The sequence below is a fragment of the Streptomyces xanthophaeus genome, from assembly GCF_030440515.1.
Taxonomy (GTDB): domain Bacteria; phylum Actinomycetota; class Actinomycetes; order Streptomycetales; family Streptomycetaceae; genus Streptomyces; species Streptomyces kutzneri.
Genome location: NZ_CP076543.1, coordinates 4,244,641 through 4,271,628, shown reverse-complemented (window position 1 = coordinate 4,271,628; position 26,988 = coordinate 4,244,641). Strand labels below are relative to the sequence as shown.

At 70.9% G+C, this 26,988-nt stretch carries 25 protein-coding genes and 1 pseudogene; 16 read left to right on the top strand and 10 right to left on the bottom strand.

The annotated features are described in order from the left end of the window. Positions 1 to 11: 11 nt before the first annotated feature. A complete protein-coding gene (locus tag KO717_RS18805) occupies positions 12 to 1,505 on the bottom strand; it encodes a S1C family serine protease (protein ID WP_301369171.1) in 1,494 nt (497 codons plus the stop codon). Between the two features lie 240 nt (positions 1,506 to 1,745). On the opposite strand from KO717_RS18805, the gene KO717_RS18800 reads away from it, so the two are divergent. From KO717_RS18800 to KO717_RS18790, 3 genes and pseudogenes are all read left to right on the top strand, one after another. Then, entirely contained in the window at positions 1,746 to 2,534 is a 789-nt protein-coding gene (locus KO717_RS18800; protein WP_301374603.1) for a glycerophosphodiester phosphodiesterase, read from the top strand. Between the two features lie 113 nt (positions 2,535 to 2,647). Next, a pseudogene (locus tag KO717_RS18795) lies at positions 2,648 to 3,231 on the top strand (ATP-binding protein). A 186-nt stretch (positions 3,232 to 3,417) separates the two neighbouring features. Continuing rightward, complete coding sequence (locus KO717_RS18790) at positions 3,418 to 4,392, top strand: DUF5926 family protein (protein ID WP_301369169.1); 975 nt, start codon at positions 3,418 to 3,420, stop codon at positions 4,390 to 4,392. 180 nt (positions 4,393 to 4,572) lie between these two features. On the opposite strand, the gene KO717_RS18785 is transcribed toward KO717_RS18790, so the two are convergent. Next, positions 4,573 to 5,145, bottom strand: a complete 573-nt coding sequence (locus KO717_RS18785; RefSeq protein ID WP_301369167.1) for a hypothetical protein — start codon at positions 5,143 to 5,145, stop codon at positions 4,573 to 4,575. Positions 5,146 to 5,254: 109 nt separating this feature from the next. Then, on the bottom strand, positions 5,255 to 6,037 hold the full coding sequence (locus KO717_RS18780; RefSeq protein ID WP_301369165.1) for a bifunctional DNA primase/polymerase: 783 nt from the start codon (positions 6,035 to 6,037) through the stop codon (positions 5,255 to 5,257). Between the two features lie 397 nt (positions 6,038 to 6,434). Between KO717_RS18780 and KO717_RS18775 the strand changes: the two genes are divergently transcribed. Both KO717_RS18775 and KO717_RS18770 read left to right on the top strand, forming a co-directional pair. Continuing rightward, entirely contained in the window at positions 6,435 to 7,991 is a 1,557-nt protein-coding gene (locus tag KO717_RS18775; protein WP_301369164.1) for a PP2C family protein-serine/threonine phosphatase, read from the top strand. A gap of 120 nt (positions 7,992 to 8,111) precedes the next feature. Further along, complete coding sequence (locus tag KO717_RS18770) at positions 8,112 to 9,578, top strand: aminopeptidase P family protein (protein WP_301369162.1); 1,467 nt, start codon at positions 8,112 to 8,114, stop codon at positions 9,576 to 9,578. Positions 9,579 to 9,753: 175 nt separating this feature from the next. Here the strand turns inward: KO717_RS18770 and KO717_RS18765 are convergent, their stop codons facing one another. Next, positions 9,754 to 10,197, bottom strand: coding sequence for an ATP-binding protein (locus KO717_RS18765; RefSeq protein ID WP_109779343.1), 444 nt, complete (start codon positions 10,195 to 10,197; stop codon positions 9,754 to 9,756). A 210-nt stretch (positions 10,198 to 10,407) separates the two neighbouring features. On the opposite strand from KO717_RS18765, the gene KO717_RS18760 reads away from it, so the two are divergent. The 9 genes from KO717_RS18760 (at position 10,408) to KO717_RS18720 (ending at position 20,225) form a co-directional block, all read left to right on the top strand. Continuing rightward, positions 10,408 to 11,241: a hypothetical protein gene (locus KO717_RS18760; RefSeq protein ID WP_301369161.1), complete on the top strand. Its 834-nt coding sequence runs from the start codon at positions 10,408 to 10,410 to the stop codon at positions 11,239 to 11,241. A 108-nt stretch (positions 11,242 to 11,349) separates the two neighbouring features. Beyond that, positions 11,350 to 12,075 carry a YcnI family copper-binding membrane protein gene (locus KO717_RS18755; RefSeq protein WP_301369158.1) on the top strand — a complete coding sequence of 242 codons (726 nt, stop codon included), beginning with the start codon at positions 11,350 to 11,352 and terminating at the stop codon, positions 12,073 to 12,075. A gap of 69 nt (positions 12,076 to 12,144) precedes the next feature. Next, complete coding sequence (locus tag KO717_RS18750; RefSeq protein WP_301369156.1) at positions 12,145 to 12,798, top strand: SCO family protein; 654 nt, start codon at positions 12,145 to 12,147, stop codon at positions 12,796 to 12,798. Beyond that, positions 12,795 to 13,256, top strand: a complete 462-nt coding sequence (locus KO717_RS18745; RefSeq protein ID WP_301369154.1) for a copper chaperone PCu(A)C — start codon at positions 12,795 to 12,797, stop codon at positions 13,254 to 13,256. Before KO717_RS18750 ends, KO717_RS18745 begins: the two co-directional genes overlap by 4 nt. 22 nt (positions 13,257 to 13,278) lie before the next feature. Then, positions 13,279 to 15,351 (top strand): copper resistance CopC/CopD family protein, encoded by a 2,073-nt coding sequence (locus tag KO717_RS18740; protein WP_301369152.1) that lies wholly within the window; start codon positions 13,279 to 13,281, stop codon positions 15,349 to 15,351. Continuing rightward, the gene (gene efeB, locus KO717_RS18735; RefSeq protein WP_437184530.1) at positions 15,276 to 16,634 is read left to right on the top strand and encodes an iron uptake transporter deferrochelatase/peroxidase subunit; all 1,359 of its coding nucleotides are present in this window, start codon (positions 15,276 to 15,278) and stop codon (positions 16,632 to 16,634) included. Before KO717_RS18740 ends, efeB begins: the two co-directional genes overlap by 76 nt. 42 nt (positions 16,635 to 16,676) lie before the next feature. Beyond that, positions 16,677 to 17,612 (top strand): prephenate dehydratase, encoded by a 936-nt coding sequence (gene pheA / locus KO717_RS18730; RefSeq protein WP_030713748.1) that lies wholly within the window; start codon positions 16,677 to 16,679, stop codon positions 17,610 to 17,612. A 526-nt stretch (positions 17,613 to 18,138) separates the two neighbouring features. Beyond that, positions 18,139 to 19,416 carry a serine--tRNA ligase gene (gene serS, locus KO717_RS18725; RefSeq protein ID WP_301369146.1) on the top strand — a complete coding sequence of 426 codons (1,278 nt, stop codon included), beginning with the start codon at positions 18,139 to 18,141 and terminating at the stop codon, positions 19,414 to 19,416. Further along, the gene (locus KO717_RS18720; protein WP_301369145.1) at positions 19,413 to 20,225 is read left to right on the top strand and encodes an HAD family hydrolase; all 813 of its coding nucleotides are present in this window, start codon (positions 19,413 to 19,415) and stop codon (positions 20,223 to 20,225) included. The genes serS and KO717_RS18720 overlap by 4 nt, the downstream gene beginning before the upstream one ends. A gap of 137 nt (positions 20,226 to 20,362) precedes the next feature. Here the strand turns inward: KO717_RS18720 and KO717_RS18715 are convergent, their stop codons facing one another. After that, complete coding sequence (locus KO717_RS18715; protein WP_301369143.1) at positions 20,363 to 20,905, bottom strand: hypothetical protein; 543 nt, start codon at positions 20,903 to 20,905, stop codon at positions 20,363 to 20,365. 163 nt (positions 20,906 to 21,068) lie between these two features. On the opposite strand from KO717_RS18715, the gene KO717_RS18710 reads away from it, so the two are divergent. After that, positions 21,069 to 22,064: a sensor histidine kinase gene (locus tag KO717_RS18710; RefSeq protein ID WP_301369142.1), complete on the top strand. Its 996-nt coding sequence runs from the start codon at positions 21,069 to 21,071 to the stop codon at positions 22,062 to 22,064. A gap of 10 nt (positions 22,065 to 22,074) precedes the next feature. Beyond that, positions 22,075 to 22,722, top strand: a complete 648-nt coding sequence (locus KO717_RS18705) for a response regulator (RefSeq protein WP_301369140.1) — start codon at positions 22,075 to 22,077, stop codon at positions 22,720 to 22,722. 27 nt (positions 22,723 to 22,749) lie between these two features. On the opposite strand, the gene KO717_RS18700 is transcribed toward KO717_RS18705, so the two are convergent. From KO717_RS18700 to KO717_RS18680, 5 genes are all read right to left on the bottom strand, one after another. Continuing rightward, the gene (locus tag KO717_RS18700) at positions 22,750 to 23,385 is read right to left on the bottom strand and encodes a rhomboid-like protein (protein WP_301369139.1); all 636 of its coding nucleotides are present in this window, start codon (positions 23,383 to 23,385) and stop codon (positions 22,750 to 22,752) included. Between the two features lie 83 nt (positions 23,386 to 23,468). After that, on the bottom strand, positions 23,469 to 24,188 hold the full coding sequence (locus tag KO717_RS18695) for an ABC transporter permease (protein WP_301369137.1): 720 nt from the start codon (positions 24,186 to 24,188) through the stop codon (positions 23,469 to 23,471). Positions 24,189 to 24,203: 15 nt separating this feature from the next. After that, a complete protein-coding gene (locus KO717_RS18690) occupies positions 24,204 to 25,115 on the bottom strand; it encodes an ABC transporter ATP-binding protein (protein WP_301369135.1) in 912 nt (303 codons plus the stop codon). Next, entirely contained in the window at positions 25,112 to 25,999 is an 888-nt protein-coding gene (locus KO717_RS18685) for an ABC transporter permease (RefSeq protein ID WP_301369133.1), read from the bottom strand. The genes KO717_RS18690 and KO717_RS18685 overlap by 4 nt, the downstream gene beginning before the upstream one ends. Next, a complete protein-coding gene (locus tag KO717_RS18680; RefSeq protein ID WP_301369131.1) occupies positions 25,989 to 26,978 on the bottom strand; it encodes an ABC transporter ATP-binding protein in 990 nt (329 codons plus the stop codon). Before KO717_RS18680 ends, KO717_RS18685 begins: the two co-directional genes overlap by 11 nt. Positions 26,979 to 26,988: the final 10 nt, after the last annotated feature.

The following is a 26,988-nucleotide window of genomic DNA, read 5'->3' as shown; positions in this document are numbered from 1 at the left end:
CTCGGGTGCTGCTACTTGTCGCCGACCCGCGAGCCGAGCGTGATGTCGACCGTGGTCGGCTTGCCGCCGCGCAAGTAGGTGAGCTTCACGGTGTCACCGGGCTTGTACGTCCAGATCATGCTGATCAGGGTCGGGCCGCTGTCGACCGGCTTGCCGCCGAACTCGGTGATGACGTCACCGGGCTTGAGGCCCGCCTTGCCGGCCGGACCGTTCGGGTCGACCAGTTCGTTGGCGGCCCCGCCCTGCTCGGAGATCTTGGCGCCCTCGGACTTGGCCTGGAGGTCGACCGAGACCGAGATCACCGGGTAGACCGGCTTGCCCGTCTTGATCAGCGATTCGGCGACGTTCTTCGCCTGGTTCATCGGGATGGCGAAGCCGAGGCCGATGGAGCCGGCCTGGCCGCCGCCGAAGCCGCCGTTGCCGGCTGACTGGATCGCGGAGTTGATGCCGATGACCGCGCCGCGTCCGTCGAGCAGCGGACCGCCCGAGTTGCCCGGGTTGATCGAGGCGTCCGTCTGGAGGGCGCTCATGTACGAGTTCTTGCTGCCGCTGCCGTCTCCGGAGGCGACCGGGCGGTTCTTGGCACTCACGATGCCGGTGGTGACCGTGTTGGACAGGCCGAAGGGGGCGCCGATCGCGATGGTCGAGTCGCCGACCGCGACCTTGTCGGAGTCACCGAGGGGCAGCGGCTTGAGGCCGGCCGGCGGGCTCTTCAGCTTGAGGACGGCGACGTCGTAGCCCTGGGCGCGGCCCACGACCTCGGCGTCGTACCGCTTGCCGTCGGAGAACGTCGCGAAGAGCTTGCCGCCGTTCGCTGCGGAGGCCACGACGTGGTTGTTGGTGAGGATGTGGCCCTGCTGGTCGTAGACGAACCCGGTGCCGGTGCCGCCCTCGCCGTCACCGGCCGAGGCCTCGATGGTGACCACGCTGGGCAGGGCGCCCGCAGCCAGACCGGCGATGGAGCCGGCCTCGCGCTTGAGGTCCTTGGGGGTGTTCGCGGCGCTGATCGTGGTGGAGCCGCTGCCGTCGTTGCTGCGCTGGGCGGCCCAGTAGCCGACGCCACCGCCGATGCCGCCCGCGAGGAGGGCCGCCACGAGCACGCCCGCGATCAGGCCGCCCCTTCCCTTCGGCTTGGGCGCGGGAGCACCGTCGGTGGTCAGGGGAGCACCCCAGGCGCCGCCGCCGTGGCCGCCCGCTCCGTACGCCGGCACCGTGGGCGGCGGGGGCGGCCAGCCCTCGGCGCCGTGCGCGGCCGGGGCGGGAGCCTGACCGTAGGCGGGGGGCGTCTGTGCGGGGGCCTGGCCGTAGGCCGGGGGCGCCTGTGCGGGCGGGATCTGCTGGGTGGGCTCGGTGCCGGGCGCCGGGGTCGGCGGCAGCTGCTGGGTCACCGGCTCGCCGACGGCGGGCGCGGGGGCCGCATCCTGCGTCTCGGAGGCCGGAGCAGGGGGTACGGACGGGGCCGCGGGGGGTGTCGGGGCCGCGGTGCCCTCGTTCTCGGTGCTCACAGCGCTCTCTCCTCGTCACACACGGCTTCGGAAAATTCTCTGGCGATATCGGTCCGACTGAACGTTCGACGTGCCGCACAAGTTCCTGGGCAAAGCCTTTCCCATGACCCGTCAGAGCACTGTAAGCCGGACCTGTGCATCTCTCCCCATTCTTTATATCCGACATTTCGGATGCACTCTCGGGGCCGGACCCGACGCCCGGGCACCTCTCGGTGGCACCATGACCCGGTGACCCACGCAATGCCGCGCACCATCCAGGTCGTCGCCCACCGCGGCGCCTCGGAGGATGCCCCCGAGCACACCCTGGCCGCCTACCGCAAGGCCATCGAGGACGGCGCCGACGGCCTCGAATGCGATGTCCGGCTGACCGCGGACGGCCATCTGGTCCTGGTCCACGACCGCCGCGTGAACCGCACCTCGAACGGCCGCGGCGCCGTCTCCGCCCTGGAGCTGGCCGATCTCGCCGCCCTCGACTTCGGCTCCTGGAAGGACCGCGAGGAGTCACCGGACTGGGACGCGGACCCCGAGCGCACCTCCGTCCTCACCCTGGAGCGCCTGCTGGAGCTGGTCTCCGACGCCGGACGGCCGGTGCAGCTCGCGATCGAGACGAAGCATCCGACCCGCTGGGCCGGACAGGTGGAGGAACGCCTCCTCATCCTCCTCAAGCGCTTCGGCCTGGACGCCCCGCCCGCCGAGGGTCCGCACCCGGTGCGGGTCATGAGCTTCTCCGCGCGCTCCCTGCACCGGATCCGGGCATCCGCGCCGACGATCCCGACCGTGTACCTGATGCAGTTCATCTCGCCGCGGATGCGGGACGGGCGGCTGCCGGCCGGCGTGACGATCGCCGGCCCCGGGATGCGGATCGTGCGCAACCACCCCGGCTTCATCCACAAGCTCCAGGGCGCGGGCCACTCCGTGCACGTATGGACAGTGAACGAACCGGAAGACGTTCAGCTCTGCGCTGATCTGGGCGTGGAGGCAATCATCACGAACAGACCCCGCCAAGTCCTGTCCCAACTCGGGCGCTGAAGTCCCTTTTTGCGCACCCGCCACCCCCAACCCTTTCGTTACAGGGTGTGCTCCGGCGCATCCGCTCCGCATTTGGTCGGCATGAATGCGTCAGAGGGGCCCGCTTCGGGCTCCTGCGGCGGTTTCCGGTCCAGGCCATTGGGGCATCCAGACCATGCGTGGGGCTAAGGAGGTTCCGGGGGTGGCGTTGGTGGTGGCACAAGAAGTGCCCACGTCGTCGTGCATGGACGTACGCCATGGTCCTGCGGGCGTGGGCGAGGCGCGACACCGGATGCGCGAGCAACTGCGTATCAGCGGGGTGCCCGAATCGGTCGTGGACGATGCCGTACTGATCCTTTCCGAACTGCTCAGCAACGCCTGCCGACATGGCAGGCCGCTCGGCGCTCGGGAAGTCGGGGACGGGGAGATACGCGCCGCATGGCGCGTCGACAGAGCGGGACGGCTGACGGTCGAGGTCACGGACGGGGGCGGGCCCACCCGCCCGGTTCCTGCCACGCCCTCGGTCACCGCACGGGGCGGCCGGGGGCTGAACATCATCAGCGCCCTGGCCCAGGACTGGGGTGTCCGGGACGGAGCGGCGGGTGAGGTCACCGTGTGGGTGATCGTTGCCTGTGGGCCCCGGCACGAGGATTTCGCTACGCGCGTTGCGCCCCCGGCGATCGACTTCAGTACGGCATTCGACGACCTCGATCCCTGAACCCGGGATCCTCGACCGCACGACAGCACGACAGCAGCACAGCAGTACCGGTCATCCGCACAGGCGGCCGTCCGGGAGCGCACGCCGACCGTGCTCCCGGCCGCACCCAACCGGTTCCGGCGGTACGAACGGCTAGGCTCGCGCCCAGACACGACGCCGTACCGCCGCAACCGGGAGACACGCACGATGGCCAAGAAGCGCCCCGCAGCCAAGACTGCAAAGCCGCAGCTCAACAACGGTGAGATCCCCGTCGTGGGCGCCCGCGAGCCCTGTCCCTGCGGATCCGGCCGCCGCTACAAGGCCTGCCACGGCGCAGCCGCGGCGCACGCCGTCACCGAGCACGTGCGGCGCCCCTTCGAAGGACTGCCGGGCGAGTGCGACTGGGTCGCGCTGCGCGAGCTGGTGCCCGCCGCCACCGTCCCGCTGTCCCTCAAGGGCGGCCTGCCCGAGGGCGTTCCCTCCGTCACGCTGGTGACCGTCCTGCCCATGGCGTGGCCGGCGCTGCGCCGTGAGGACGGGTCCGTCCTCCTCGGCCTGCAGAACGACTCGTCGTCCGGGGACCTCGGCCGCGACATGGCCGACACCCTGGAACGCGCCCTCGTGGCGGAGCCCGGTACGCCGGTCGCCGCCCGCCGGGTTCCCGCCGAGGGTCCCCGACTTCAGGATCTCCTGGACGCCGACGGCGGTTTCGAGCCGGTTGTGCACACCGGGTTCGAATTCTGGATTCCGGAATCCGAGAGCGCCCAGAACGCCTCGCCGGAGATCGCCGCCTCGCTGGAGCGCGCCAACGCGGCCGCCATTCCCACCGTCAAGCTGACCGGCGTGGACGCCGCCTACTGGTGCGAGACGCCGGACAAGAACCACCTGCGCTGGGTCATGCCGCACCCCGAGGAGAAGCTGCTCGACGCCCTTGCGCGGCTGCACGCGGCCGGCACGTCCTCGCTCGGCGAGGGCACGAAGCTCGTCGGCTCCTTCCGCGCCCACGGTCTGATGGTCCCCGTCTGGGACCTGCCCACCGGGGTCACGGCCGACGACGTGGAGAAGCCCGCGGCGGAGTTCGCGGAGCGGCTGGCCGGGGCTCTGGCCACGGACGCCCCGCTGACCACGGAGGAGCGCCGGGCACGCGGCGGACTCACCAACCGCCAGGTGACGCTCAGCTGACGGAGCGCCCGCGCGGAGACGGTGACCGGAGTCACAACTCCCGCTAATCGTCTGCAAATCGGTGTCTGAATATCGGAGATCGAATTTGCGAACAGGCGATCTCTTGTTACCGTTCTTGTAGCCCGGTCGCTGGTGCATCCCCCGTCGCCAGCGACCGGGCCCTTGATTTTCAGGGTGCGATCAACCGTCACCCGGTGCCGGTGAGTTGCTCCCGGACCTCAAGAGCAGTTCCCCTTCATCATCCGGAACTGCAAACTCCGCTACGGCCGAGTAACTCTCCGGATCGCCTGCCGAGGCCTCCTTCGACGTCTCGCACAGGCCCGGTTCGTCACCCGCGCCCACCGCACACCGGATCTGGACCGTGCGCCCGGCCGGACCCATCAACGTCAGCACGGCATCCAGCGCGCGACCACTTGTGTTCCGGTAGTAACTCCGGCCCCAGGTCCGGCCCTCACCGACCAGCACGCAGGTCTGTGCCTCCACCCCGTGCGGCGAGGACAGTTCGGGCCCGCAGCGGGAATCCGTACGGGGCTGCTCGGCCGGGCCGGGCTGCTGCGGGCCGGCCGTCGGCGCCGAGCGCGCGGGCGCCGCGGGGGATGTGCGGGAGGAGTCCGAAAGCCCGAGCGCCGACAACAGGCCGCCGCCCTTTCCGTCGTCCTGGCCGGCAAAATCCGGACCGGCGATCGCCCCGGCGAGCGGGAGCGACAAGATGATCAGCACACCGGCGCCGATACCGATCAGGCGGAGATTCATTCGCCGAAGATAGCGAGGAGGGAATGGGGCACGGAGATCCCCGCGCCCAATTCCCTTGGAAACTCGCCCTGCCGACACCCGTACGAGTGATCCCGGCAAGCCCGGCAGGTCAGTACGCGAGCCTGCTGCCACCGCCGGGCGCACCGCTGCTGGCCTCGACCAGCGCGTCCACGACCGCCTCGATCTCGGGCAGCCAGAGGTTTCCCGCCTGCCCCTGCGCCTGTCCAGACCGTGCCTGCGGGGGCCGCGCCTGTGCGGACCGTGCCCGCGGCTGCTGCGCCGCCGACTGCGCCCTCGGCTCCCGTTCCCAGCGCACCTGGCCACCGCTGGACGCGGCGGAGGGCGGCAGCAACAGGTAGCCGCCCTCACCGTGGAAGCGCAGGGAGGAGGGCACGTGGTCCTTCGCGTAAAGGAGTTCGCCGAGCCGCTCCAGCGAGTAGGGCGCCACCAGCAATGCCCAACGGGTGGGCGTTGCCACGACCGGACCGAGCCGCATGCCTTGCGCGTCCAGCCGTACGAGGGCGCGGGCGGCCGCACCGGCCGGCAGGCTCACCGCGCACGGGGCGGCCCCACCGGTGGCCATCAGAACCGGGGCGGCGGGCCGGTTGGTCCACCACCAGGCCACCATCCGGGGGTCGGTGGTGGCGGCGAGCAGTCCGGGGTCGAAGGGATGCGCGCCGGGGACGGCGCAGTCGGGGTCGGGGCAGGCGCATCGCTTGCTGTCGGTGCCGGACCGGCCGACGCCGGGCAGGACGGGCCACTGCCAGGTGGTGGCGCAGACGAGCGCCGCGTCGAGGAGAGCGGACGTACTGCCGCTCTGTCCCGGGTCGGGGCGCAGGGATTGAAAGCGATCGCGGAGCCGCTGGAGACGCCTTCCGAGGATCTCGCGCATGTGCGCTCGTTCCTTTCCGTTGAACGCCGAGGGCCACATCACACCATGTAACCGGTGTCTCACCACACGTACAGGTTTCGCGTCACTGTCCGCCAGAAGCAGGTTCACACGGTTCGTGCAGTTTTCTTACAGGTCCATCAAACGTCCCGCGGGGGTGGAGCGCGACCCGCGCCGGCAACCGAGACCGGCGGCCGCCGCTAAGGACGACGGCCCGTGCCGGGTGGTTCCCGGCGGCGCCAACTGGCCGCGCACATCACCGAGTACGTACCCGAGGCCCCTGCGGAGCCCGCTCAGTCGATCGCAAAAACCGACTGCTTCCAGCTTTTTCCGGCCAAGTTCTAGCCTTGGCTCGACGGTGAGTTGCCGTCCCACGGACACCAGGATTCCCACCTGGGCAATGCTGGACATGCATCCACGTGTGCGTGTAGATGTGGATTCCTTGATGGCGGCGCAGCACGATCTGGGGGTTTGCGATGCTATTTGGCGAATCGCACCAGGTGGAAAGGCGGACGCCATGAGCGCCCCGCATCTGCCGAAAGTGGCTGGAATCGATCCAGCAGCAACAGCGTCGCCGCACACTGCGGCGCCCGCGCCCGTCCGGACCACCCCCGCACCGGCCCCGCCGCCCGGCGGCCCGGGCAGTGTCATCCAGGACCGGCTGGCGGGCATGGTCTCGGACCTCACCACCCTGCACGAGCTCACCGAGCGCCTCGCCCGCGCCAGTGACCTCGACACCTCGCTGCGCGAATTCCTGCGCGCCGGAGCCGCGCTCGTCGGCGCCCGCCGCGGTCTGATCGTCCTGGAGCCCTCCGACGGACTCGGCCCGACCAGCACGATCGGCCTCGGGCTCGGCCACGCGGAGCTCGGCCACATCGAGACCGTGCCGCGCAGCGCCACCTCCTACGGGCGGATCCTCGACGGCCTGCCCGACGCCCAGGGCGGCTCCGAGTTCCTCCCCGAACCAGGTGCGCCCCCCGGAGCCGGAGGTTTCGCCGCCCCCGTCGATCCTCGCCACCGTGAGGTCGCCGCCCGTCTCGGCTACGCCGCGAGCTACTCGCTCCCCCTCACCGCCGAGGCCACCGGCCGCCTCGGCGCGGCCGTCTGGCTCTACGACGAGCAGGCCGAGCCGAGCGACCGGCAGCGCGACCTCGCCGGGCTGTACGTGCGGCACGCCGCCGAGCACCTGGCCCGGATGCTGGAGGTGGAACGCTCCCGCACGCACCTGGCGACCGTCTCCGAGGAACTGCTGCCGAGCCGGCTCCCCCGGATCCCCGGGGTGCAGCTCGCGGCCCGCCACCACACGGGGCCGCTCGGCGGGGGCGACTGGTACGACGCCCTGCCGCTGCCCGAGGGCGCCCTGGGACTGGCCGTCGGCTCGGTCACCGGATCCGGGCCGAGCGCCGTCGCCGCGATGGGGCGGCTGCGCGCATCGCTGCGCGCCTACGCCGTCATGGAGGGCGAGGACCCCGTAGCGGTCCTGTCCGACCTGGAGCTGCTGCTGCGCCTCACCGAACCCGCCCGCGCCGCCACCGCGCTCTTCGCCTACTGCGAACCCGCCGGGGGGCCGAATGCGGAGGGCCGGGGCAGCAAGATCATTCTGGCCGGTGCCGGGCACACCCCGCCGCTGCTGATCGGCGAGCACCGCACCGAGTACGTGGAAACCTCGCTCTCCGCGCCCCTGGGCATGCTGTCCTGCTGGGAGGCGCCGAGCGTGGAGATCGAACCCGCACCCGGAGAAACGGTGCTTCTCTACACCGACGGGCTGCTGCACCACACGGGCGACCCGATGGACCGGGCCTACGCCCGGCTGCACGCCGCGGCCGCAGGGGTCCCCCGCAGCGTCCGCGAGGACCCGGCGGCCCTGTGCGAGCACATCCTGCGGACCGTACTGCCCGGCGGGCAGCCGGCCGACGCCCCCGAGGACATCGTGCTGCTCGCGGCCCGGTTCGAATGAGGCCCGGAGCATGTTCCGAATCGTGACGGACGGCACGATTCGGAACACGCTCTCTCCGCACACGCATACGATGGATGCGGTCCACACCCAGGTCCGTACCGTCGTAGCTGAGGAGAAGACGTGGCTGACGAGCTCACCCCGGAGACCCCGGAAGAAGAGCAGCCCAAGAAGACGCACAAGCAGCGCAAGAACGGTCTGTACCCGGGCGTCAGCGACGAACTCGCGGAGAACATGCGCAACGGCTGGGCCGACACCGAGCTGCACGGACTGGAGCCCATCGCCCAGGCCGCCCACACCCTCGCCCGCCGCGACGCGCTGTCCCGGCGCTTCCCGGGCGAGCGCCTCGTCATCCCCGCCGGCCGCCTGAAGACCCGCTCGAACGACACCGAGTACCCCTTCCGGGCCTCGACCGAGTACGCCTACCTCACCGGCGACCAGACCGAGAACGGCGTCCTGGTCCTGGAGCCCACCGGCCCGACCGGTCACACCGCGACCGTGTACCTGCTGCCGCGCTCCGACCGGGAGAACGGCGAGTTCTGGCTGTCCGGCCAGGGCGAGCTGTGGGTCGGCCGCCGGCACTCCCTCACCGAGGCCGAGCAGCTCCTGGGCATCCCCGCGCAGGACGTCCGCAAGCTCGCCGAGGCCCTCACCGAGGCCGAGGGCCCGGTCCGCGCCGTGCGCGGCCACGACCCGGTGATCGAGTCCGCCCTCACCGACAAGGTGACCAAGGAGCGCGACGAGGAACTGCGCGTCTACCTCTCCGAGGCCCGCGCCGTGAAGGACGCGTTCGAGATCGGCGAGCTGCAGAAGGCCGTCGACTCCACCGTCCGCGGCTTCGAGGACGTCGTGAAGGTCCTGGACAAGGCCGAGGCCACGTCCGAGCGCTACATCGAAGGCACCTTCTTCCTGCGCGCCCGGGTCGAGGGCAACGACGTCGGCTACGGCTCCATCTGCGCCGCCGGCCCGCACGCCTGCACCCTGCACTGGGTCCGCAACGACGGCGACGTCCGCTCCGGTGACCTGCTGCTGCTCGACGCCGGTGTGGAGACCCACTCCCTCTACACCGCCGACGTCACGCGCACGCTGCCGATCAACGGCACGTACACCGACATCCAGCGCAAGATCTACGACGCGGTCTACGAGTCCCAGGAAGCCGGCATCGCCGCGGTGAAGCCCGGCGCGAAGTTCCGCGACTTCCACGACGCCTCGCAGCACGTGCTGGCCGAGAAGCTCGTCGAGTGGGGCCTGCTGGAGGGCCCGGTCGAGCGGGTCCTGGAGCTGGGCCTGCAGCGCCGCTGGACCCTGCACGGCACCGGCCACATGCTCGGCATGGACGTCCACGACTGCGCGGCCGCGCGCACCGAGGCGTACGTCGACGGCACGCTGGAGCCGGGCATGTGCCTGACCGTGGAACCGGGCCTCTACTTCCAGGCCGACGACCTGACCGTGCCCGAGGAGTACCGCGGCATCGGCGTCCGGATCGAGGACGACATCCTCGTCACCGAGGACGGCAACCGGAACCTGTCCGCCGGGCTGCCCCGCACCTCGACCGAGGTCGAGGCCTGGATGGCGCGCCTGAAGGGCTGACGCCTGCGCCTTGCGTATCAGTGGGCGGGATTCCTGTACGGGGTCCCGCCCATCGGCGTTCCCGGGACACCCGCGACGCCCACGCCTACGCCTACGCCTACGCCTACGCCTACGCCTACGCCTACGCCTACGCCTACGCCTACGCCTACGCCTACGCCTACGCCTACGCCTACGCCTACGACACCTTCAGCAGCGCGTCGTCGCGCCACTTCAGCATCTTGTCGAAGCTCACCACCGCGCCGCGGCCCGGCCGGTTGCGGAAGCGGACGTGGTCGGCGAGTTCGGCGATCAGGTGCAGGCCCCGGCCGTGTTCGGCCAGGGAGGGTCTGCGGCGAGCCACCGTCGCGGGCGGGAACCCCGGACCGGAATCGGTCACCTCGATGCGGCAGCAATCCCCGTCCAGATAGGCCGTGACGTGGTACGCCTCGGTATCGTCCGGGATTTCACCACCCCCGCCGTGCTCCACCGCGTTGGCACACGCCTCGCTCAGCGCCACCGAGAGATCGAAGGAGATGTCCGGGTCCACCCCCGCGGTCTCCATCGTCCCCAGCAGCAGTCGCCTGGCGAGCGGCACGCTCGCGGCTTCGCGCCTCAAGTGGAGAGACCACCAGATGCTCATACGGTTACGTATTGCCGCCCGCGAGGGGGCGTAAGCGCCCTGCGGCCGTCCGAGACCTCAATACGCCCGTCCGGCCGATGCGACTCTCCCGGGGAGCGGTGTATGCGGCTGTCCGCGGCGGACCCGGACGGTCCTCGCACAGAGGGCTCATGCGGACCTTCCGGACCTGCCGTATGAAGGGCATGAGCGCAGTGCGATGATGGCCCGGCCATGTCTGACCCCCACGCGACGCACGCCGGAGCCGGCCTCCGGCTGATCCGGGCCGCGGTGTTCACCGCGGTCTGTGTCGTGCTGTCCGCGACCGGTCACGCCCTGGCGTCCTGCGCCACCGTGCCCTGGTGGTCGCTCTGTCTCGGCTTCCTCGCCGTCTGCTCGGTCGCCGCCCCGCTCGCGGGCCGCCGACGGTCGCTGCCCGGCATCGCCGCCGGGCTCGCCGCCGGACAACTCGGCCTGCACGCGATGTTCGGCCTCGGCCAGCACAGCGCCGCGGCCGCGCAGGCACCGGCCGGCTCCGCCGACGCCTCGCTCGCCGAGCTCGCCGCGCGGCTGGTGTGCGGGGGTAACTCCGTACCGCTCAGCCCGGCCGACGCCCGGCAGATCCTGGAAGCCGCAGGCCTGGACCCGGCCGCCCTGGCCGGGCAGACGGCACAGGCCGGGCAGACCGTGGCGCAGGGGCACGGCGCGCACGCGCACATGGCCCGGGCCGTCACCGAGGCGCCCGCGACCGGCCTGTTCAGCCCGGCCATGCTGGCCGGCCACCTGCTGGCGGCACTCGCCGCGGGCTGGCTGCTCGGCCGCGGCGACGCCGCGCTCTTCCGGCTGGTCGAGTTGTCCCGCCGCTCCGCCGAAGCCGCCCCGATGCGCCCGCTGCGCGCCGCACTGGCCTTCGTAGCCGCCCTCGGCGCCGGGCTCGCGGGCCCGGCCACCCGTACCCCGCAGGACCCGCGGACCGGGTCCGACCCCGCCCTCTGCACGGGGCGGGAAGCACTCCAGCACACGGTGATCCGGCGCGGCCCACCCGTGGCACTCGCCCTCGCAGCCTGACGCGGCACCCTCCTTCCCGGACACAGAGCGGGATACCGGTGCCGCGAACTCCGCGCGCGCCCGTGCGCGGAGCCATCGCCACCACTGCTTCCGTGGAGTGTTCCTGCCATGAAGACCTCTCGCGTCTCCTTCGCCGCCGCCATCGCCGCCGGTTCCGTCCTCGTCCTCTCCGGCCCTGCCTTCGCGCACGTCGGCGTGCAGCCCGCAGGCGAGGCGGCCAAGGGCGGCTACGCGACGATCAACTTCAAGGTCCCCAACGAGCGCGACAACGCGTCGACCACCCAGCTGGAGGTCAACTTCCCGGTCGACCAGCCGCTCAGCTCCGTGATGCCGCAGGACGTTCCCGGCTGGACCGTGAAGGTCGAGACGAGCGACCTCGCCACGCCGCTCACCGTGCACGGCAAGCAGATCACCAAGGCCGTCACCAAGGTGACCTGGTCCGGCGGCAAGATCGAGCCCGGGAAGTTCCAGCAGTTCCCGCTCTCCGTGGGCAAGCTGCCCGAGAGCGCCGACCAGATGGTCTTCAAGTCCATCCAGACGTACGACAACGGCGAGGTCGTCCGCTGGATCGAGGAGGCCAAGGAAGGCGCCGCGGAGCCGCAGAACCCCGCGCCCGTCCTGAAGCTGAGCGCTCCCAAGGGCGACGACCACCACGACAGCGGTGCGAAGGCCGACGAGCCGAAGAACGCCGAGAAGGGCGCCGAGCACGGCCACGACAAGGCCGCCGCCGACCACGGCTCCGACACCACCGCGCGCGTCCTCGGCATCGCGGGCATCGTCGTCGGACTCGGCGGTGTCGCCTTCGGCATCGCCTCGCGCCGCCGCTCCGCCTGACCTGCCGCGCCCATCGGCGCTGCCGTTCCGAAACGTCCGTAGCATCCCCGATCCCAGGGACATTTCCTCATGCGCACCACACGTGTGACGGTCGCCGCGCTGCTCGCGGCGGCCGCACTCACCCTCACCGCCTGCGACGGTGAGCCCGCCAAGACCGGCGGAGTCACCCAGATCTCCGGCGGTCAGAGCACCAACAAGGCCGCGACCCTCCTGGACCGCCCCTTCACCAAGCCGGAGCTCGTCCTCACGGACACCACCGGCAACCCGTGGAACCTGCGTGAGCGGACCAAGGGCAAGCCCACCCTCATCTACTTCGGCTACACCAACTGCCCCGACGTGTGCCCGCTGACGATGAGCAACATCGCCGTCGCCAAGAAGGCACTCCCCAAGGCCGACCAGGACAACCTCCAGGTCGTCTTCGTCACCACCGACCCCGAGAGGGACACTCCCGAGTCCCTCGGCGCGTGGCTCAAGTCGCAGGACCCGTCCTTCATCGGACTCACCGGGAACTTCGCGACCATCCAGGCCGCCGCACGCACGCTCGGCATCGGCATCGAGGCCGCCACGACGGGGCCCGACGGCAAGCCCGTCTCCATGCACGGCGCCCAGGTCATCGCGTTCTCGCCCAAGACCGACGAGGGGTACGTCCTCTACGGCGAGAGCACCACCGTCGACGACTACACCAAGGACCTGCCGAAGCTCATCAAGGGGGAGAACCCGTGAACGCCCGCACCACCCGCACTCTCGCCGCCGCCCTCTCCCTGACGGCAGTGCTCGCCATATCCGGCTGCTCCGGCGAGGCCGAGCCGAAGATGGCCGTCAGCGGCGCCTTCATGCCCCAGCCCGTGAACGACAAGATGGCCGGCGCGTTCATGGTCATCAAGAACGGCTCCGAGACCGCCGACAAGCTCACCGGCGTCTCCTCCTCGCTCTCCGACGATCTCCAGATCCACGAGACCAAGGACCAGAAGATGCAGCAGGTCCAGTCGATGGACGTGCCGGCGAACGGCGAGCTCCGGCTGGAGCGCGGCGGCAACCACATCATGTTCATGGGGCTCAAGAGCACTCCCAAGGTCGGCGACAAGGTCACCGTCGAGCTCCGCTTCGAGAAGGCCGCTCCGGTCAAGGTCGAGCTGGACGTGAAGGACCGGACGTACAACCCGTCCGGCAACGCCCACTGACGCACCGAGGAGCTGACACGCCATGACGGCCACCGCCCCCGCCCCATCCGCGGCCCGCGCCCGTGCCACGGCAGTCCTGCCGCGGCTCGCGCTGGTCCTCGCAGCTCTGCTGGCGACCCTGTTCACCGCGGCCTCACCGGCCACGGCGCACGCCGCACTCACCGCGAGCGACCCCAAGGACGGGGCGGTGGTCGCCACGGCGCCCGCCCAGGTCACGCTCTCCTTCTCGGAGCAGGTCGCCCTGGGCGACGACTCCATCCGCGTGCTCGACCCCCAGGGCAGACGCGTGGACACCGGCGAACTGCGCGACATGTGCAGCGGGAACACCGTCCGCTACGGCACCGCGCTGCACACCGGGCTGCCGGACGGCACCTACACCGTCGCCTGGCAGGCCGTCTCGGCCGACAGCCACCCGATCTCCGGTGCCTTCACCTTCTCCATCGGCGCGCCCTCGGCCACCGATGTCACCCTGCCCACCGCGCAGGCGGGCGGCGGGCCCGTCGGGATCGCGTACGGGATCGCCCGCTACGCCGCCTACGCCGGGTTCACCGTCCTCGTGGGCGGCGCCGCCTTCATCCTGTTGTGCTGGCGCAGGGGCGCCGCCGAACGGCCGCTCCAGAAGCTCGTCGTGCGCGCCTGGGTCACCCTGACCGCCGCCACCCTCGCCATGCTGGTGCTGCGGACCCCCTATACGGGGTCCGGCAACTTCTCCGATGTCTTCGATCTCGACGGGCTCCGAGCCGTCCTACAGACCAAGACCGGGGCCTCGCTCGTTTCCAGGCTGCTCCTGCTGGGCGCGGCCGCCCTGTTCGTCGCGGTCCTCTTCGGCGTCTACGCACGCCGCGTGGCGGGCCCCGGACCCGAGGAGGCCGACCGGGCCGAGAGGGAGAACGACGGGGCCGACCAGGCCGACGGGTCCGACGAGGCCGAGGGAGCCGAGGGACCGGACGACACCAGCGATCTCACCTTCGGGCTGGCCATCGGCGGCGCCGTCGTATCCGGCGGTATCGCCGCCACCTGGGCCCTTTCCGAGCACGCCTCCACAGGGATCCAGCCCGGTATCGCCATGCCCGCCGACATCCTGCACCTGATGGCCGTCGCCACGTGGCTCGGTGGTCTCGCCGCGCTGCTCGTCGCCCTCCACAAGGTCCCCGGGATCGAGCGCGCGGCCGTCCGGCGCTTCTCCCGCGTCGCCTTCGTCAGTGTCCTGGTGCTCGCCGTCACCGGCGTCTACCAGTCCTGGCGCCAGCTCGGCAGCTGGTCCGCCCTCACCGGCACCGAGTACGGGCAGCTGCTGCTCCTGAAGGTCGGCCTGGTCGCCGTCCTCCTCGGCATCGCCTTCGTGTCCCGACGGTGGACGGCGCGGCTCGCCGACGCCCCGGCGGACGCCGCGGACGCCAGGACCGCCATCGCCGCCGCCGCGCGGACCTCGGACGATGTTTCACGTGAAACGGCCTCCGGCGCCGGCTCGGAAGGCTCCGGTGTTTCACGTGAAACAGAGTCCGTGCCCGTCCCTGCGGACCCGGAGCGCGCCGCCCAGCTCGCCCGGCAGCGAGCCGCACGCGAGAGCGCGCTGGAGAAGCGGGTGCGGGACGCCGACCCGGACCGCTCCGGCCTGCGCCGCTCCGTCCTCGCCGAAGCTGCCATCGCCGTGATCCTGCTCGCCGTCACCACCGTGCTCACCAGCACCGAGCCCGGGCGGACCGTGGAACAGGAGACGGGCCGCGGCTCCACCGCCACCGCCGTTCCCGACCGGGCCGTCAAGATCACCCTGCCCTTCGACACCGGCGGTCCGAACGGAAAGGGCTCCGTCCGGCTCGAACTCGACCCGGGACGGGTCGGCGCGAACACCCTGCACCTCTGGTCCGACTCCGCCGACGGCACCCCCTTGGACCTTCCCGAGATCAAGGTCGCCTTCACCCTTCCCGCCAAGGGCATCGGCCCCCTGCCGCTCGTCCCCGAGCAGGCGGCCCCCGGACACTGGACCGCATCCGGTGTCCAGCTGCCGCTCGCCGGTGAATGGCGTATCGACGTGATCGTCCGTACCTCCGACATCGACCAGACCACCGTCCAGAAGACCGTGAAGATCGGCTGACCAGCGTGACCGAGAGCAACCCCGACATCGAGATCTCCCGGCGCAGGCTGCTGGGTACCGTCGGCGCCGCAGGCGCCGTCGGAATCGCCCTCGGAGCGACAGGCGGCGCCCTGGCGCACTCCGCACTGGAGGACTCCGGCAGCGGATCCGCCCCCGGCGCGACCGGCGGTCCGGCCTCCCTGGGCGCCACCCAGGTGGCCTTCCACGGAGACCACCAGGCCGGCATCACCACCCCGCTGCAGGCCAAGGGACACCTGGTCGCCTTCGACCTCACTCCCGGGGCGGGCCGTACGGAGGCCGCCGCGCTGCTGCGGCGCTGGTCCGACACCGCCCGGCGGCTGATGGCGGGCGAGCCGGCCTCGGCCTCCGACAGCGGGATCGCCCTGGACGCCGGTCCGTCCTCCCTCACCGTCACCTTCGGCTTCGGCCACTCCTTCTTCGAGCGGACCGGCCTCACCGCCCGCCGTCCCGCCGCCCTCGACCCGCTGCCGGACTTCTCCTCGGACCGGCTGGACGCCCAGCGCAGCAACGGCGACCTGTGGGTCCAGATCGGCGCCGACGACGGTCTCGTCGCCTTCCATGCCCTGCGTGCCCTGCAGAAGGACGCCGGGGAGGCCGCCCGCGTCCGCTGGCAGATGAACGGCTTCAACCGGTCCCCCGGCGCCACCCGCACCCCAATGACCGCCCGCAACCTGATGGGCCAGGTCGACGGCACCGGCAACCCGAAGCCCTCGGAGCCCGACTTCGACAAGCGGATCTTCGTTCCCGGCGCGGGCCCCGGGCCCGCCGAGCACGCCTGGATGGCCGGGGGCTCGTACGCCGTCGTCCGGCGCATCCGCATGCTCCTCGACGACTGGGACAAGCAGTCCCTCGCCCAGCAGGAGCAGGTCATCGGCCGCACGAAGGCCACCGGCGCCCCGCTGACCGGCGGCGGCGAGACCACCGAGATGGCGCTCGACAAGCTCGGCGCCGACGGGAAGCCCGTCATCCCGTCCAACGCCCACGCCAGGATCTCCGCCCCCGAACAGAACGGCGGGGCCGCCATGCTGCGGCGGCCCTTCTCCTTCCACGACGGGATCGGCCCGGACGGCGCTCCCGACGCGGGACTGCTGTTCGTCTGCTGGCAGGCCGATCCGCTGCGCGGATTCGTACCCGTACAGCGCAAGCTCGACCGCGGCGACGCGCTGTCGGCGTTCATCCGGCACGAGTCCAGCGGGCTGTACGCGGTTCCGCCCGGCCCCCGCAGCGGCGAGTACGTGGGGCAGCGGCTGCTCGAAGGATGAACAGCGATCCGGCGGGCGGCACCCCGGCATTAGGCTGATCGCATGTCAGCCACCCGCTTCACGTATCTCGGTCCCGAGGGCACGTTCACCGAGGCCGCCCTGCGCACCCTGCCGGAAGCCGCGACCCGGGAACTCGTTCCGATGGTGTCGGTCCCGGCCGCTCTGGACGCCGTGCGCAACGGCGAGGCGGCCGCTGCCCTCGTCCCGATCGAGAACTCGGTGGAGGGCGGGGTCACCGCCACCCTCGACGAGCTGGCCTCGGGCGAACCGCTGATGATCTACCGCGAGGTGCTGCTGCCCATCACCTTCGCGCTGCTCGTGCGGCCCGGGACCGCCCTGTCGGACGTCAAGACCGTCACCGGACACCCGGTCGCCCAGCCGCAGGTGCGCAACTGGCTGCGGGCGAACCTGCCCGACGCGGTGTGGGAGTCGGCCGCCTCGAACGCCGACGGCGCCCGGCTGGTCCAGGAGGGCCGCTTCGACGCCGCCTTCGCGGGCGAGTTCGCCGCCGCCACCTACGGGCTCGTCCCGCTGGTGACCGAGATCCATGACGCGGAGAACGCCGAGACCCGGTTCGTGCTGGTGGGACGCCCGGCCCGGCCGGCCGCTCCGACCGGCGCGGACAAGACCTCCGTCGTGCTGTGGCTCGGCGACGACCACCCCGGTGCGCTGCTGGAGCTCCTTCAGGAGTTCGCGGTCCGCGGGGTGAACCTGATGCTGATCCAGTCCCGTCCGACCGGGCAGGGCATCGGCAACTACTGCTTCGCCGTCGACGCCGAGGGCCACATCTCCGACCGGCGGGTCAGCGAGGCGCTCATGGGCCTCAAGCGGACCTGCCCCCAGGTCCGCTTCCTCGGTTCCTACCCGCGGGCCGGGGTCGCTCAGAGTGATGTCCGGGCTCCTCGGCCCGGGACCTCCGACGGTGACTTCACGGCCGCATCCGACTGGCTGGGGCGTTGCCTCGACGGTCGGGCGTAGGACGTCGTCCACTGTCCACAGAGTTATCCACAGGCGGAGAGGGGAACCTGGGGACAAGTCGACAGAACGGCACGACAAGGTCGACAAATCGCCCGGGTGGCTCAGGTTTCGCTCTGGGGAGCGGGAGGTGAACGGTGTCACCTCCGTATCGCCGATCAACTCTTTGGGGCGAGTCATTCCCACCCGAATGAGTGTGTGAGGGTGGTTTGAACCCTGATTCGTCCCGGCCGTCCACCGATCAGGAATGATCTATTCCTGTGTCCACAGAGACGGCACACAGCCTGTGGATAAGATCCGGGCCCCGGCAATTCCTGTGGACAAGAAGCCCCTCCAGGCCTGCTCAGGGCCCGCCCGGCCGCCGGCATTCTGCCCCTTTTCGGGGAATGGGACCGCTTTTATTGACGCTCCGGGAACGATCGCTTCCGGTCAGCCGTCAAGACTTATCCATTCGTTGCAATTAGGACATAGTGACACGCAGCGTGATATCGGTGTGATCCCTGGAAGCCCAGCCCGGTAGCCTGGAGGGGTGATTGACCTCCGGCTGCTCCGTGAAGACCCTGACCGTGTCCGCGCCTCGCAGCGCGCCCGTGGAGAGGACGTCGAACTCGTCGACGCGCTGCTCTCCGCCGACGAGCGCCGCAGGTCCTCCGGCATGCGCTTCGACGAACTGCGTAATGAGCAAAGGTCTCTCGGCAAGCTCATCCCCAAGGCCTCTCCCGAAGAGCGGGCCGAGCTGCTGAAGAAGGCCGAGCACCTCAAGCAGGACGTCAAGGCGGCCGAGGCCGAGCAGAACGAGGCCGACGAAGCCGCCAAGCAGCTCCTCCTCCAGCTCGGGAACATCGTCCACGAGGACGTCCCGGTCGGCGGCGAAGAGGACTTCACCGTCCTGGAGACGCACGGCACCATCCGGGACTTCGCCACCGAGGGCTTCGAGCCCAAGGACCACCTGGAGCTCGGCGAGCTGCTGGGCGCCATCGACGTCGAGCGCGGTGCCAAGGTCTCCGGCTCGCGCTTCTACTACCTGACCGGTGTGGGCGCCCTGCTGGAGCTGGCGCTGGTCAACGCGGCCATCGCCCAGGCCACCGAGGCCGGCTTCATCCCGATGCTGACCCCGGCGCTGGTCCGCCCCCGCGCCATGGAGGGCACCGGCTTCCTCGGCCAGGCCGCCGAGAACGTGTACCACCTGGAGAAGGACGACTTCTACCTGGTCGGCACCTCCGAGGTCCCTCTCGCCGCGTACCACATGGACGAGATCATCGACGCCGAGAAGCTGCCCCTGCGGTACGCCGGCTTCTCCCCGTGCTTCCGCCGCGAGGCCGGCACGTACGGCAAGGACACCCGCGGAATCTTCCGCGTCCACCAGTTCGACAAGGTCGAGATGTTCTCGTACGTCGCGCCGGAGGAGGCCGAGGCCGAGCACCAGCGGCTCCTGGAATGGGAGAAGCAGTGGCTGACCGGCCTGGAGCTGCCCTTCCAGGTGATCGACGTCGCCACCGGTGACCTGGGCTCCTCCGCCTCGCGCAAGTTCGACTGCGAGGCGTGGATCCCCACCCAGGGCAAGTACCGCGAGCTGACCTCCGCCTCGAACTGCGACAGCTTCCAGGCCCGCCGCCTGTCGATCCGCTACCGCGACGGCAAGAAGACCCAGCCGCTGTCCACGCTGAACGGCACGCTGTGCGCCGTACCGCGCACGATCGTCGCGATCCTCGAGAACCACCAGCAGGCCGATGGTTCGGTACGGGTGCCCCCGGTGCTCCGTCCCTACCTCGGCGGCCGCGAGGTCCTGGAGCCGATCACCAAGTGAGCCCGGCCCCGTTCCCGTACAAGCTTGTCGCGACCGATCTCGACGGCACGCTGCTGCGTGGCGACGACACGGTCTCGGAACGCACCCGTGAAGCGCTCGTCGCGGCCACCGCGGCGGGCGCGGCGCACATCATCGTCACCGGCCGGGCCGTTCCCTGGACCCGGCACGTACTGGACGACCTCGGCTACAAGGGGATCGCCGTCTGCGGGCAGGGCGCACAGGTCTACGACGCGGGTGCGCACCGGCTGCTGACCTCGGTGACGCTGGACCGGCAGCTGGCCGGTCTGGCGCTGTCGAAGCTGGAGGCCGAGATCGGTCCGCTGGCCCTGGCGGCCAGCCGGGACGGGGTGGACGGCGAGGTCCTCTTCGGGCCGGGGTACCAGGTGCAGGAAGGCCTTCCGGCCGTCTACCTGGACGACACCAGGGCGCTCTGGACGGCTCCGCTGAACAAGCTCTACGTCCAGCACCCCGAGCTGGACGACGACGCGCTCGTGAAGGTGGCCCGGGAGACCGTGGGCAGCCTGGTCGACATCGTCATGGCGGGTCCCGGCATAGTCGAGATCCTGCCGCTGGGGCTGACCAAGGCCACGGGCCTGTCGCTGGCCGCGCGCCGGCTGGGAGTGAAGGCGGCGCAGACGATCGCCTTCGGTGACATGCCCAACGACATCCCGATGTTCGGCTGGGCCGCGCACGGGGTGGCGATGGCCAATGCCCATGCCGAGCTCAAGGCAGTGGCCGACGAGGTGACGACCTCGAACGAGGAGGACGGCATCGCGGTGGTGCTGGAGCGTCTGCTGGGCGCCGCGTAGCGCGCACAAGGTAGGAGAGGTCCGGGACGGCCCGCGCCGCAAGGCGCGCTCGAAGTGGCTGCCCCGGACCTTTTGTTGCTCCCCGCACGACTCACTCTGCACCCGGCGCAGGTCCCTTACCAGCGAATTTCCGCGCATCAGCCGTGGACGCGGCGGCGGCGCCAGTAGGCGACGGTGAGGATGCCCAGGAGCGGACCCCAGAGCAGCAGCGGCGCGTAGGACAGGTCGAAGATCCGCAGGGCGAGTCCGGTGGGGGCATCGGGATTCGCGGCGTTGGTCGCGCTCCAGGTCCAGGCGCCCAGGACCGTGATGCCGGTGAGCGCGATCGCGCCCAGCGTCGCGGGAACCACCGCCACCAGGGGGTGGATCCGGCGTCCGCCCAGCACGGGGATCCAGCCGGGCACCTGCTCGCCCCAGCGCTGGACCAGGCCGAGGCTCAACAGGGCCAGGCACTCCTGCAGGACGCAGACGAAGAGGAGGACCAGGGACCCGGGACCCGGGTAGTACGAGTGGTGCAAATCGCTGCCCGGGCCCCAGCCCATGGGAATGCCGAGCGCGATCGCGAGCCGCCACACGCAGCTGGGAAGCACGGTCAGCGAGGTGAGCCGGGCGAGCCGGCGAAGCCGCGGGGAGACCCCGGGCACGGTCTGCGGGGTGCGAACGACGGTGTTGGAGGTCATCTGCCAAGTCCTTTGCAGGAGATGCTGGTTGATGAGTCGAGCCTGGTCGGACGAGGCCTTCGGAACCATCCGCCGATCAGCAGGCCGGCGGGCCCATGACATCGGCGCTGCTCTGCCGATCGGCAGATGGCCGGTCTCCGGGGTTCGCTCGTAGGGTCGGTTCATGACCGTCAACCACCGTGCCGTGTATGCCCCGTTACTGGCCCTTGCCGGCACCGTCGGCCTCCTCGCGGTGTTCCTGGGTGCACCCCCGGCGTGGTTGCTGATCTGGGTGGGCCTGCTGCTGCCGCTGCTGGCCCTGGTGGCCCGCTGGTCCCCGGTGCGTTCGGGGTCCGTCGCGGCCGCGCTGGGCGTGACGGCCGTCGCGGTGTGGCCGGTACCGCTGATGTGGGGGGAGGCGTCGTGGCTGGAGGTCTGCGGGGCGGCGGCGTTCTGGGCGGTGCCCGCGCTCGGGGCCCTGGCGGCCGGCGGGTATCTGCGCCGTCAGGCGAGCCGGATGCGCCGGGCCGTCCGGGACGGCCGGCGCGACCAGCAGCTGGAACTGGCCCGGGATCTGCACGACTTCGTGGCGCACGACGTGAGCGCCATCGTGGTGCAGGCCCAGGCGGCCAGGTTCGTGGCGGACAAGGACCCCGAGCAGGCGGTCCGCGCGCTGGAGCGGATCGAGGCGGCGGGGCTCGGGGCGCTCGCCTCGATGGACCGGACAGTTCACGCGCTGCGGGAGGCGGCCGGTGCGCGGTCCGCCTCGGTCCCCGGGACCTCGGAGCTGCCGGAGCTGGTGGAGCGGTTCGAGGGCGGGGTGCTGGAGGTCGATCCGGCGGCGGTGAGGGAGTTGTCACGGGAGGCGGACACCACGGCCTATCGGGTGGCTGTCGAGGCCTTGACGAACGTACGCCGGCACGCGCCCGGGGCGGCGGTCGTACGGGTGCGCCTGCTCCGGGCTGCGGAGGGGATCGAGCTGAGCGTCGCCAACTCCGCGCCGGCCCGGGGCGCGGGCGGACTGAGGGGACTGGGTCTGCGGCGGCGGAGCGGAACCGGGCTGGCCGGTCTGCGCGGCAGGGTGGAGGCGGCGGGCGGGACGCTGCGGGCCGGGGCGAGCGCCGACGGCGGGTGGCGGGTTTGCGCCGTCTTCCCGGCGCAGGAGCTCACCCTCGGGTGATCATGGCGGCGTGACCACACGCATCCTGATAGCCGACGACCAAGAGGACATTCGCAGCGGTTTCCGGCTGATCCTCGATTCACAGCCGGACATGACCGTGGTGGGGGAGGCCGCGGACGGGGAGAGCGCGGTGGCGCTGGCCCGGGAACTGCGGCCCGATGTGGTGCTGGCGGACATCCGGATGCCGCGGCTCGACGGGCTGGAGGTGACGCGGCTGCTGGCGCCGCAGACGCGGGTGGTGGTGGTGACCACCTTCGACCTGGACGAGTACGTGCACACCGCGCTGCGCAACGGCGCCTGCGGCTTTCTGCTGAAGCGGTCCGGGCCTGCGCTGCTCATCGAGGGGGTGCGGGCGGCGATGGCGGGGGACACACTGATCAGTCCGCAGATCACCGTGCGGCTGCTGAGCCGGCTGACGCAGGCGGGTCCGGTCGCCCGTCCGGTGGCGCATCCTCTGACGGAGCGGGAGGTGGAGATCGTGCGCCTGGTGGCGCGGGGGCTCACCAACGCCGAGATCGGCGCAGAACTGTTCATCAGCGCGGGGACGGCCAAGACCCACATCGCGAACGTCCAGGCGAAGCTGGGGGCCCGCAACCGGGTGGGAATCGCCGCCTGGGCCTGGGAGCACGGTGTCGCCACAGCGGACCCGGAGGCCTAGGCCGGCTGGACACCCCCTGGATCCTCGTCATGTTTCACGTGAAACAACGTTGCGGGTGAGCGGCCAGGAGAGCAGGCCGACGGAGAGTGCGATGGCGTGGCCGAGGTCCGTGAAGGTGCCGCCGGTGACCAGGGGCATCCCGAAGAAGGCGACCGCTCCGGCCAGGTAGAACCATCTCCAGGGACCGGGGAGCCGGTAGGTGAGGACGCCGACGGAGGCCGCGAGCCCGTAGCTGACGCCGATGTCGACGACGTGGGTCATGCTGTGCGGGGCCCGGTGGTCCTGGATGGCCGTCAGGAGGATCTTCTGGCTGATCAAGGTGGCGACGACGTGGGCGGTCGCGACGATCAGGAGCCAGCGCAGGGTGCCGAGCCAGCGTTCGACGGGGGCGTGGAACAACTCGAAGAGCACGGCGTAGAGGACGAGCGAGGCCGGGTTCGCGATCCAGAAGGCGCTGCTGACGAGTGCCCGGACGGGGTATTTGACGAGCTGGTTGATGTTGCTGCTGTTGCGGTGGAGCAGGACCCTGTCGACCTGGTCGGGTGCGATCGCGACGATGATGCTGGTGACCGCGATGATCAGCAGCCAGATGTGCGTTCCGGGCGAGGTGCGTATCCAGGTCCGCAGTGGCCTGGACGGCTCCGGCTCGGTGTGCGCGACCATGCACCGATGATGCCGCGCGAACCTGTGCCCCGCCTGGCCGGTGGGCCGGGCGGGGCACAGGTTCGCGTGTGCTGCGGCGGGACCTACTCCTCGCCCGCCAGGGTGAGGCGGCGGAGCTTCTGGCCCGCGTAGACGGTGGCTCCGACGGTGACCGCGCAGAGCAGGATCACGGCGGTGGGAAGTCCCACGGTGGCGTCGACGTACCCGTTCCCGGCAACCTTCTCGGCGACGGACAGGGCCCACTGCTGGACGCTGAGGGTCTTGGCTCCGGAGACCAGGCTGCCGAAGAGCGACTCCCAGATCAGGGCGTAGACCAGGCCGAAGACGACCGCGTGCCGGCTGACGGTGCCGAGCAGCAGGAACAGCGCGCTGTAGGCGATCGAGGCCACGAGGGCTGCGATCGTGTACGCGACGGCGATCTGCTGGCCGTTGCCGTTGAGGATGAATCCGGCGATCAGGGTGGGGATCGCCGAGAAGACCATGGTGACGGCGATCGCCACGGTCAGCTTGGTCATGATGATCGTCGGACGCTTCACCGGCTTGGCGAGCAGGTAGACGATGGAGCCGTCGTCGATCTCGGGTCCGATGGCTCCGGTGCCGGCGATGACACCGATCAGCGGAACCATGGTGGCGAGGGCGAAGCCCCCGAGGAGGTCGGCCGCGACCTTGTCGTCCACGCCGACGAAGGCACGGACGACGAGGGCGATGACGATCAGCAGGGCGGGCAGCGCGAAGAGGATCAGCGCGCGGCGCCGGCCGAGCAGGGCCCGGTAGGTGAGCCGGGCGACGGTGGGTTCGTACATGGGTGCCAGCTCCTTTCAGGCCGCGACGAGGTAGGAGAAGACCGACTCGAGGGACTCGTCGGAGGGCGAGACCGTCAGCAGCCGGATGCCGTGTGCCCGGGCCACGCGGGGCAGCAGCTCGGTGAAGCGGCCGAAGTCGACGGCCTGGATGCGCAGCGCGCCTTCCTTGAGGTCGACCTCGATGCCGGCGGTGGAGGGGTCGGCGATCAGGGCCGCGGCGAGGGCCCGGTCGTCGGAGGAGCGGATGAGGTAGCGGTGCGGGCGGTCCGTCATCAGGCGGCGGATCTTGCGGAAGTCGCCGGAAGCGGCGTGCCGGCCGGCCACGACCACCTCGATGTGCGAGGCGAGCTGCTCGACCTCCTCCAGGATGTGGGAGGAGAACAGGACGGTGCGTCCTTCGTCGCCCATGCGCCGCAGCAGGTCCATGAGCTGCATGCGCTGGCGCGGGTCCATGCCGTTGAACGGCTCGTCGAGGAGCAGCACGGACGGTTCGTGGACGAGGGCCGAAGCCATCTTCACGCGCTGGCGCATGCCCTTGGAGTACGTGGAGATCTTGCGGTCCTGGGCGTACTCCATCTCGACGGTGGCGAGCGCCCGCCGGGCGGCCGCGTCGTCGAGGCCGTGGAGTTCTGCGTTGGCGACGACGAACTCCCGGCCCGTGAGGAAGTCGTACATGGCCTCGCGCTCGGGCACGACGCCGATCTGCTTGTAGACCTGCTCGTTCTGCCAGATCGGTGCGCCGTCGAGGGTGACGGTGCCCGTGGAGGGGGAGAGGAAGCCGCCCATCATGTTGATGAGGGTGGACTTTCCGGCGCCGTTGGGACCCAGGAGCCCGGTGACGCCGGGGCCGATGCTCATGGTCACGTCGTTGACGGCGACGACGTTCCCGAACCAGCGGGAGGTGTGGTCGATGTCGATGGTGGTCACAGCCCGGCCTTCCGGTAGCGGGCCATCAGGGCGGCGTAGGAGCCGACGATGAGGCCGAGGGCGACGAGCAGGTAGACGACGCCGGTGCCGGCCGAGGGGCCCTCGCCGCCGGGGAAGGCGGAGGTCGCGTTCAGGAACGCGGTCTGCACGCCGTCGATGAGGGTGATCGGGGAGAACAGGCCCATCCACTCGATGGCTCCGGTGTTCCCGGTGCTGGAGGCGATCCCCTGGACGGCGGTCACAGCGCCGAACGGGATCAGGAGGACCGCGATGATCGCGGCGACGCCGAACCCGCGGCGCGGGGTGAGCGCTGCCATGACGAGGCCCAGGCCCGCGAAGAGCAGCGACAGCAGAAGAACCGACACGAGTCCCTGCCCGAATCCTTCTGTCTGATGGGCGAAGTCGAACTTCGCCAGGAGCGAGCCGATCCACATGATCAGCAGCGGGGTCGCGGTGAGGATGAACAGGGCCGAGGCCATGGCGGCGTACTTGGCCACGACGTAGTCGACGCGCTCGATGGGCCGCGAGAAGTAGAGCGGCACCGTCTTGAAGCGCAGGTCGCGCGAGACCGACTGCGGCGCCTGGGACGCGAGGAAGAGGCCGATGATCACCTGCGTGGTCAGGGCGTACGTCGTGTACTTGATCGGCAGGTCGGTGGAGCCCGGCACCGCGATGGCGACCGCGACGATGATCAGCGCGGGTACGCACATCACCGCGAAGAGGATCATCGGGAGGACCTTGGACTTGGCGGAGCGGCCGAGTCCGTAGGCGCCGCGCAGGGACTGCGAGAACAGCGACTTGCGGGCGTAGGCGCGGCCGAGCCGGGGTCCGTCGTAGGACCGGTAGCCGATGTTGTGGATCTGGGTCGAGGTGTCAGGCGCCATCGGAACCGGCTCCCTTCTGCTGGACGGTGGGCGAGGGCTGGTCGTTGTCGCGGAAGACCTCCGCGATGTGGTGACGGCGCTGCTCCATGCGGACCAGGCCGATGCCCAGGTCGGCGACGGTGTCGCGGACGGTGTCGTACGTCTGCTCGCCGGTGGCCTCGACGAGGAGGATGTGGCCGGCTCCGGGCAGGCCCTGCTCCTCTCCGGCGTGCAGGGTGACGCCCGCCTCGGTGAGGGCCTTGCGCAGGGCGGCGGTGCCGTCGGGGTGGATGTCGGAGTCGGTGACCTCGACCGCGAGGGTCGTGGTGATCTGGGTGAAGTCGCTGGTGGAGCTGGAGCGCAGCAGCTTGCCGCCGTCGACGACGACCACGTGGTCGCAGGTCCGCTCCAGCTCGCCGAGGAGGTGGGAGGTGACCAGGACGGAGATGCCGAAGTCGGTGTAGATGCGGCGGATCAGGCCGAGCATCTCGTCGCGGCCGACCGGGTCCAGGCCGTTGGTCGGCTCGTCGAGGAGGACCAGCTGGGGGTCGTGGACGAGGGCCTGGGCGAGCTTGACGCGCTGCTTCATGCCCGTGGAGTAGCCGCCGATGGGGCGGTAGCGCTCCTCGTACAGTCCGACGTGGCGCAGGGTGTCGGCGGTGCGCTCGCGGGCCGCGGTCGGCGGCAGCCCGGACATGCGAGCCATGTGGACGACGAACTCGGTGGCCGAGACGTCGGGTGGCAGGCAGTCGTGCTCGGGCATGTAGCCGACGCGTTCACGGATGGCGCTGCCATGCGTGTGGACGTCGAGGCCGAGCACGGCGGCGCTGCCCTCGGTGGCGGGGGAGAGTCCCAGCAGGATCTTGATCAGCGTGGACTTGCCGGCTCCATTGGCACCAACGAGGCCGGTCACACCAGGCCCGATGTCCAGGGAGAGCCGGTCGAGGGCGGTCACTCGGGGGTACCGCTTGCTCAGGCTTTCGGTCGCGATGACAGTCACGGGTTCGACG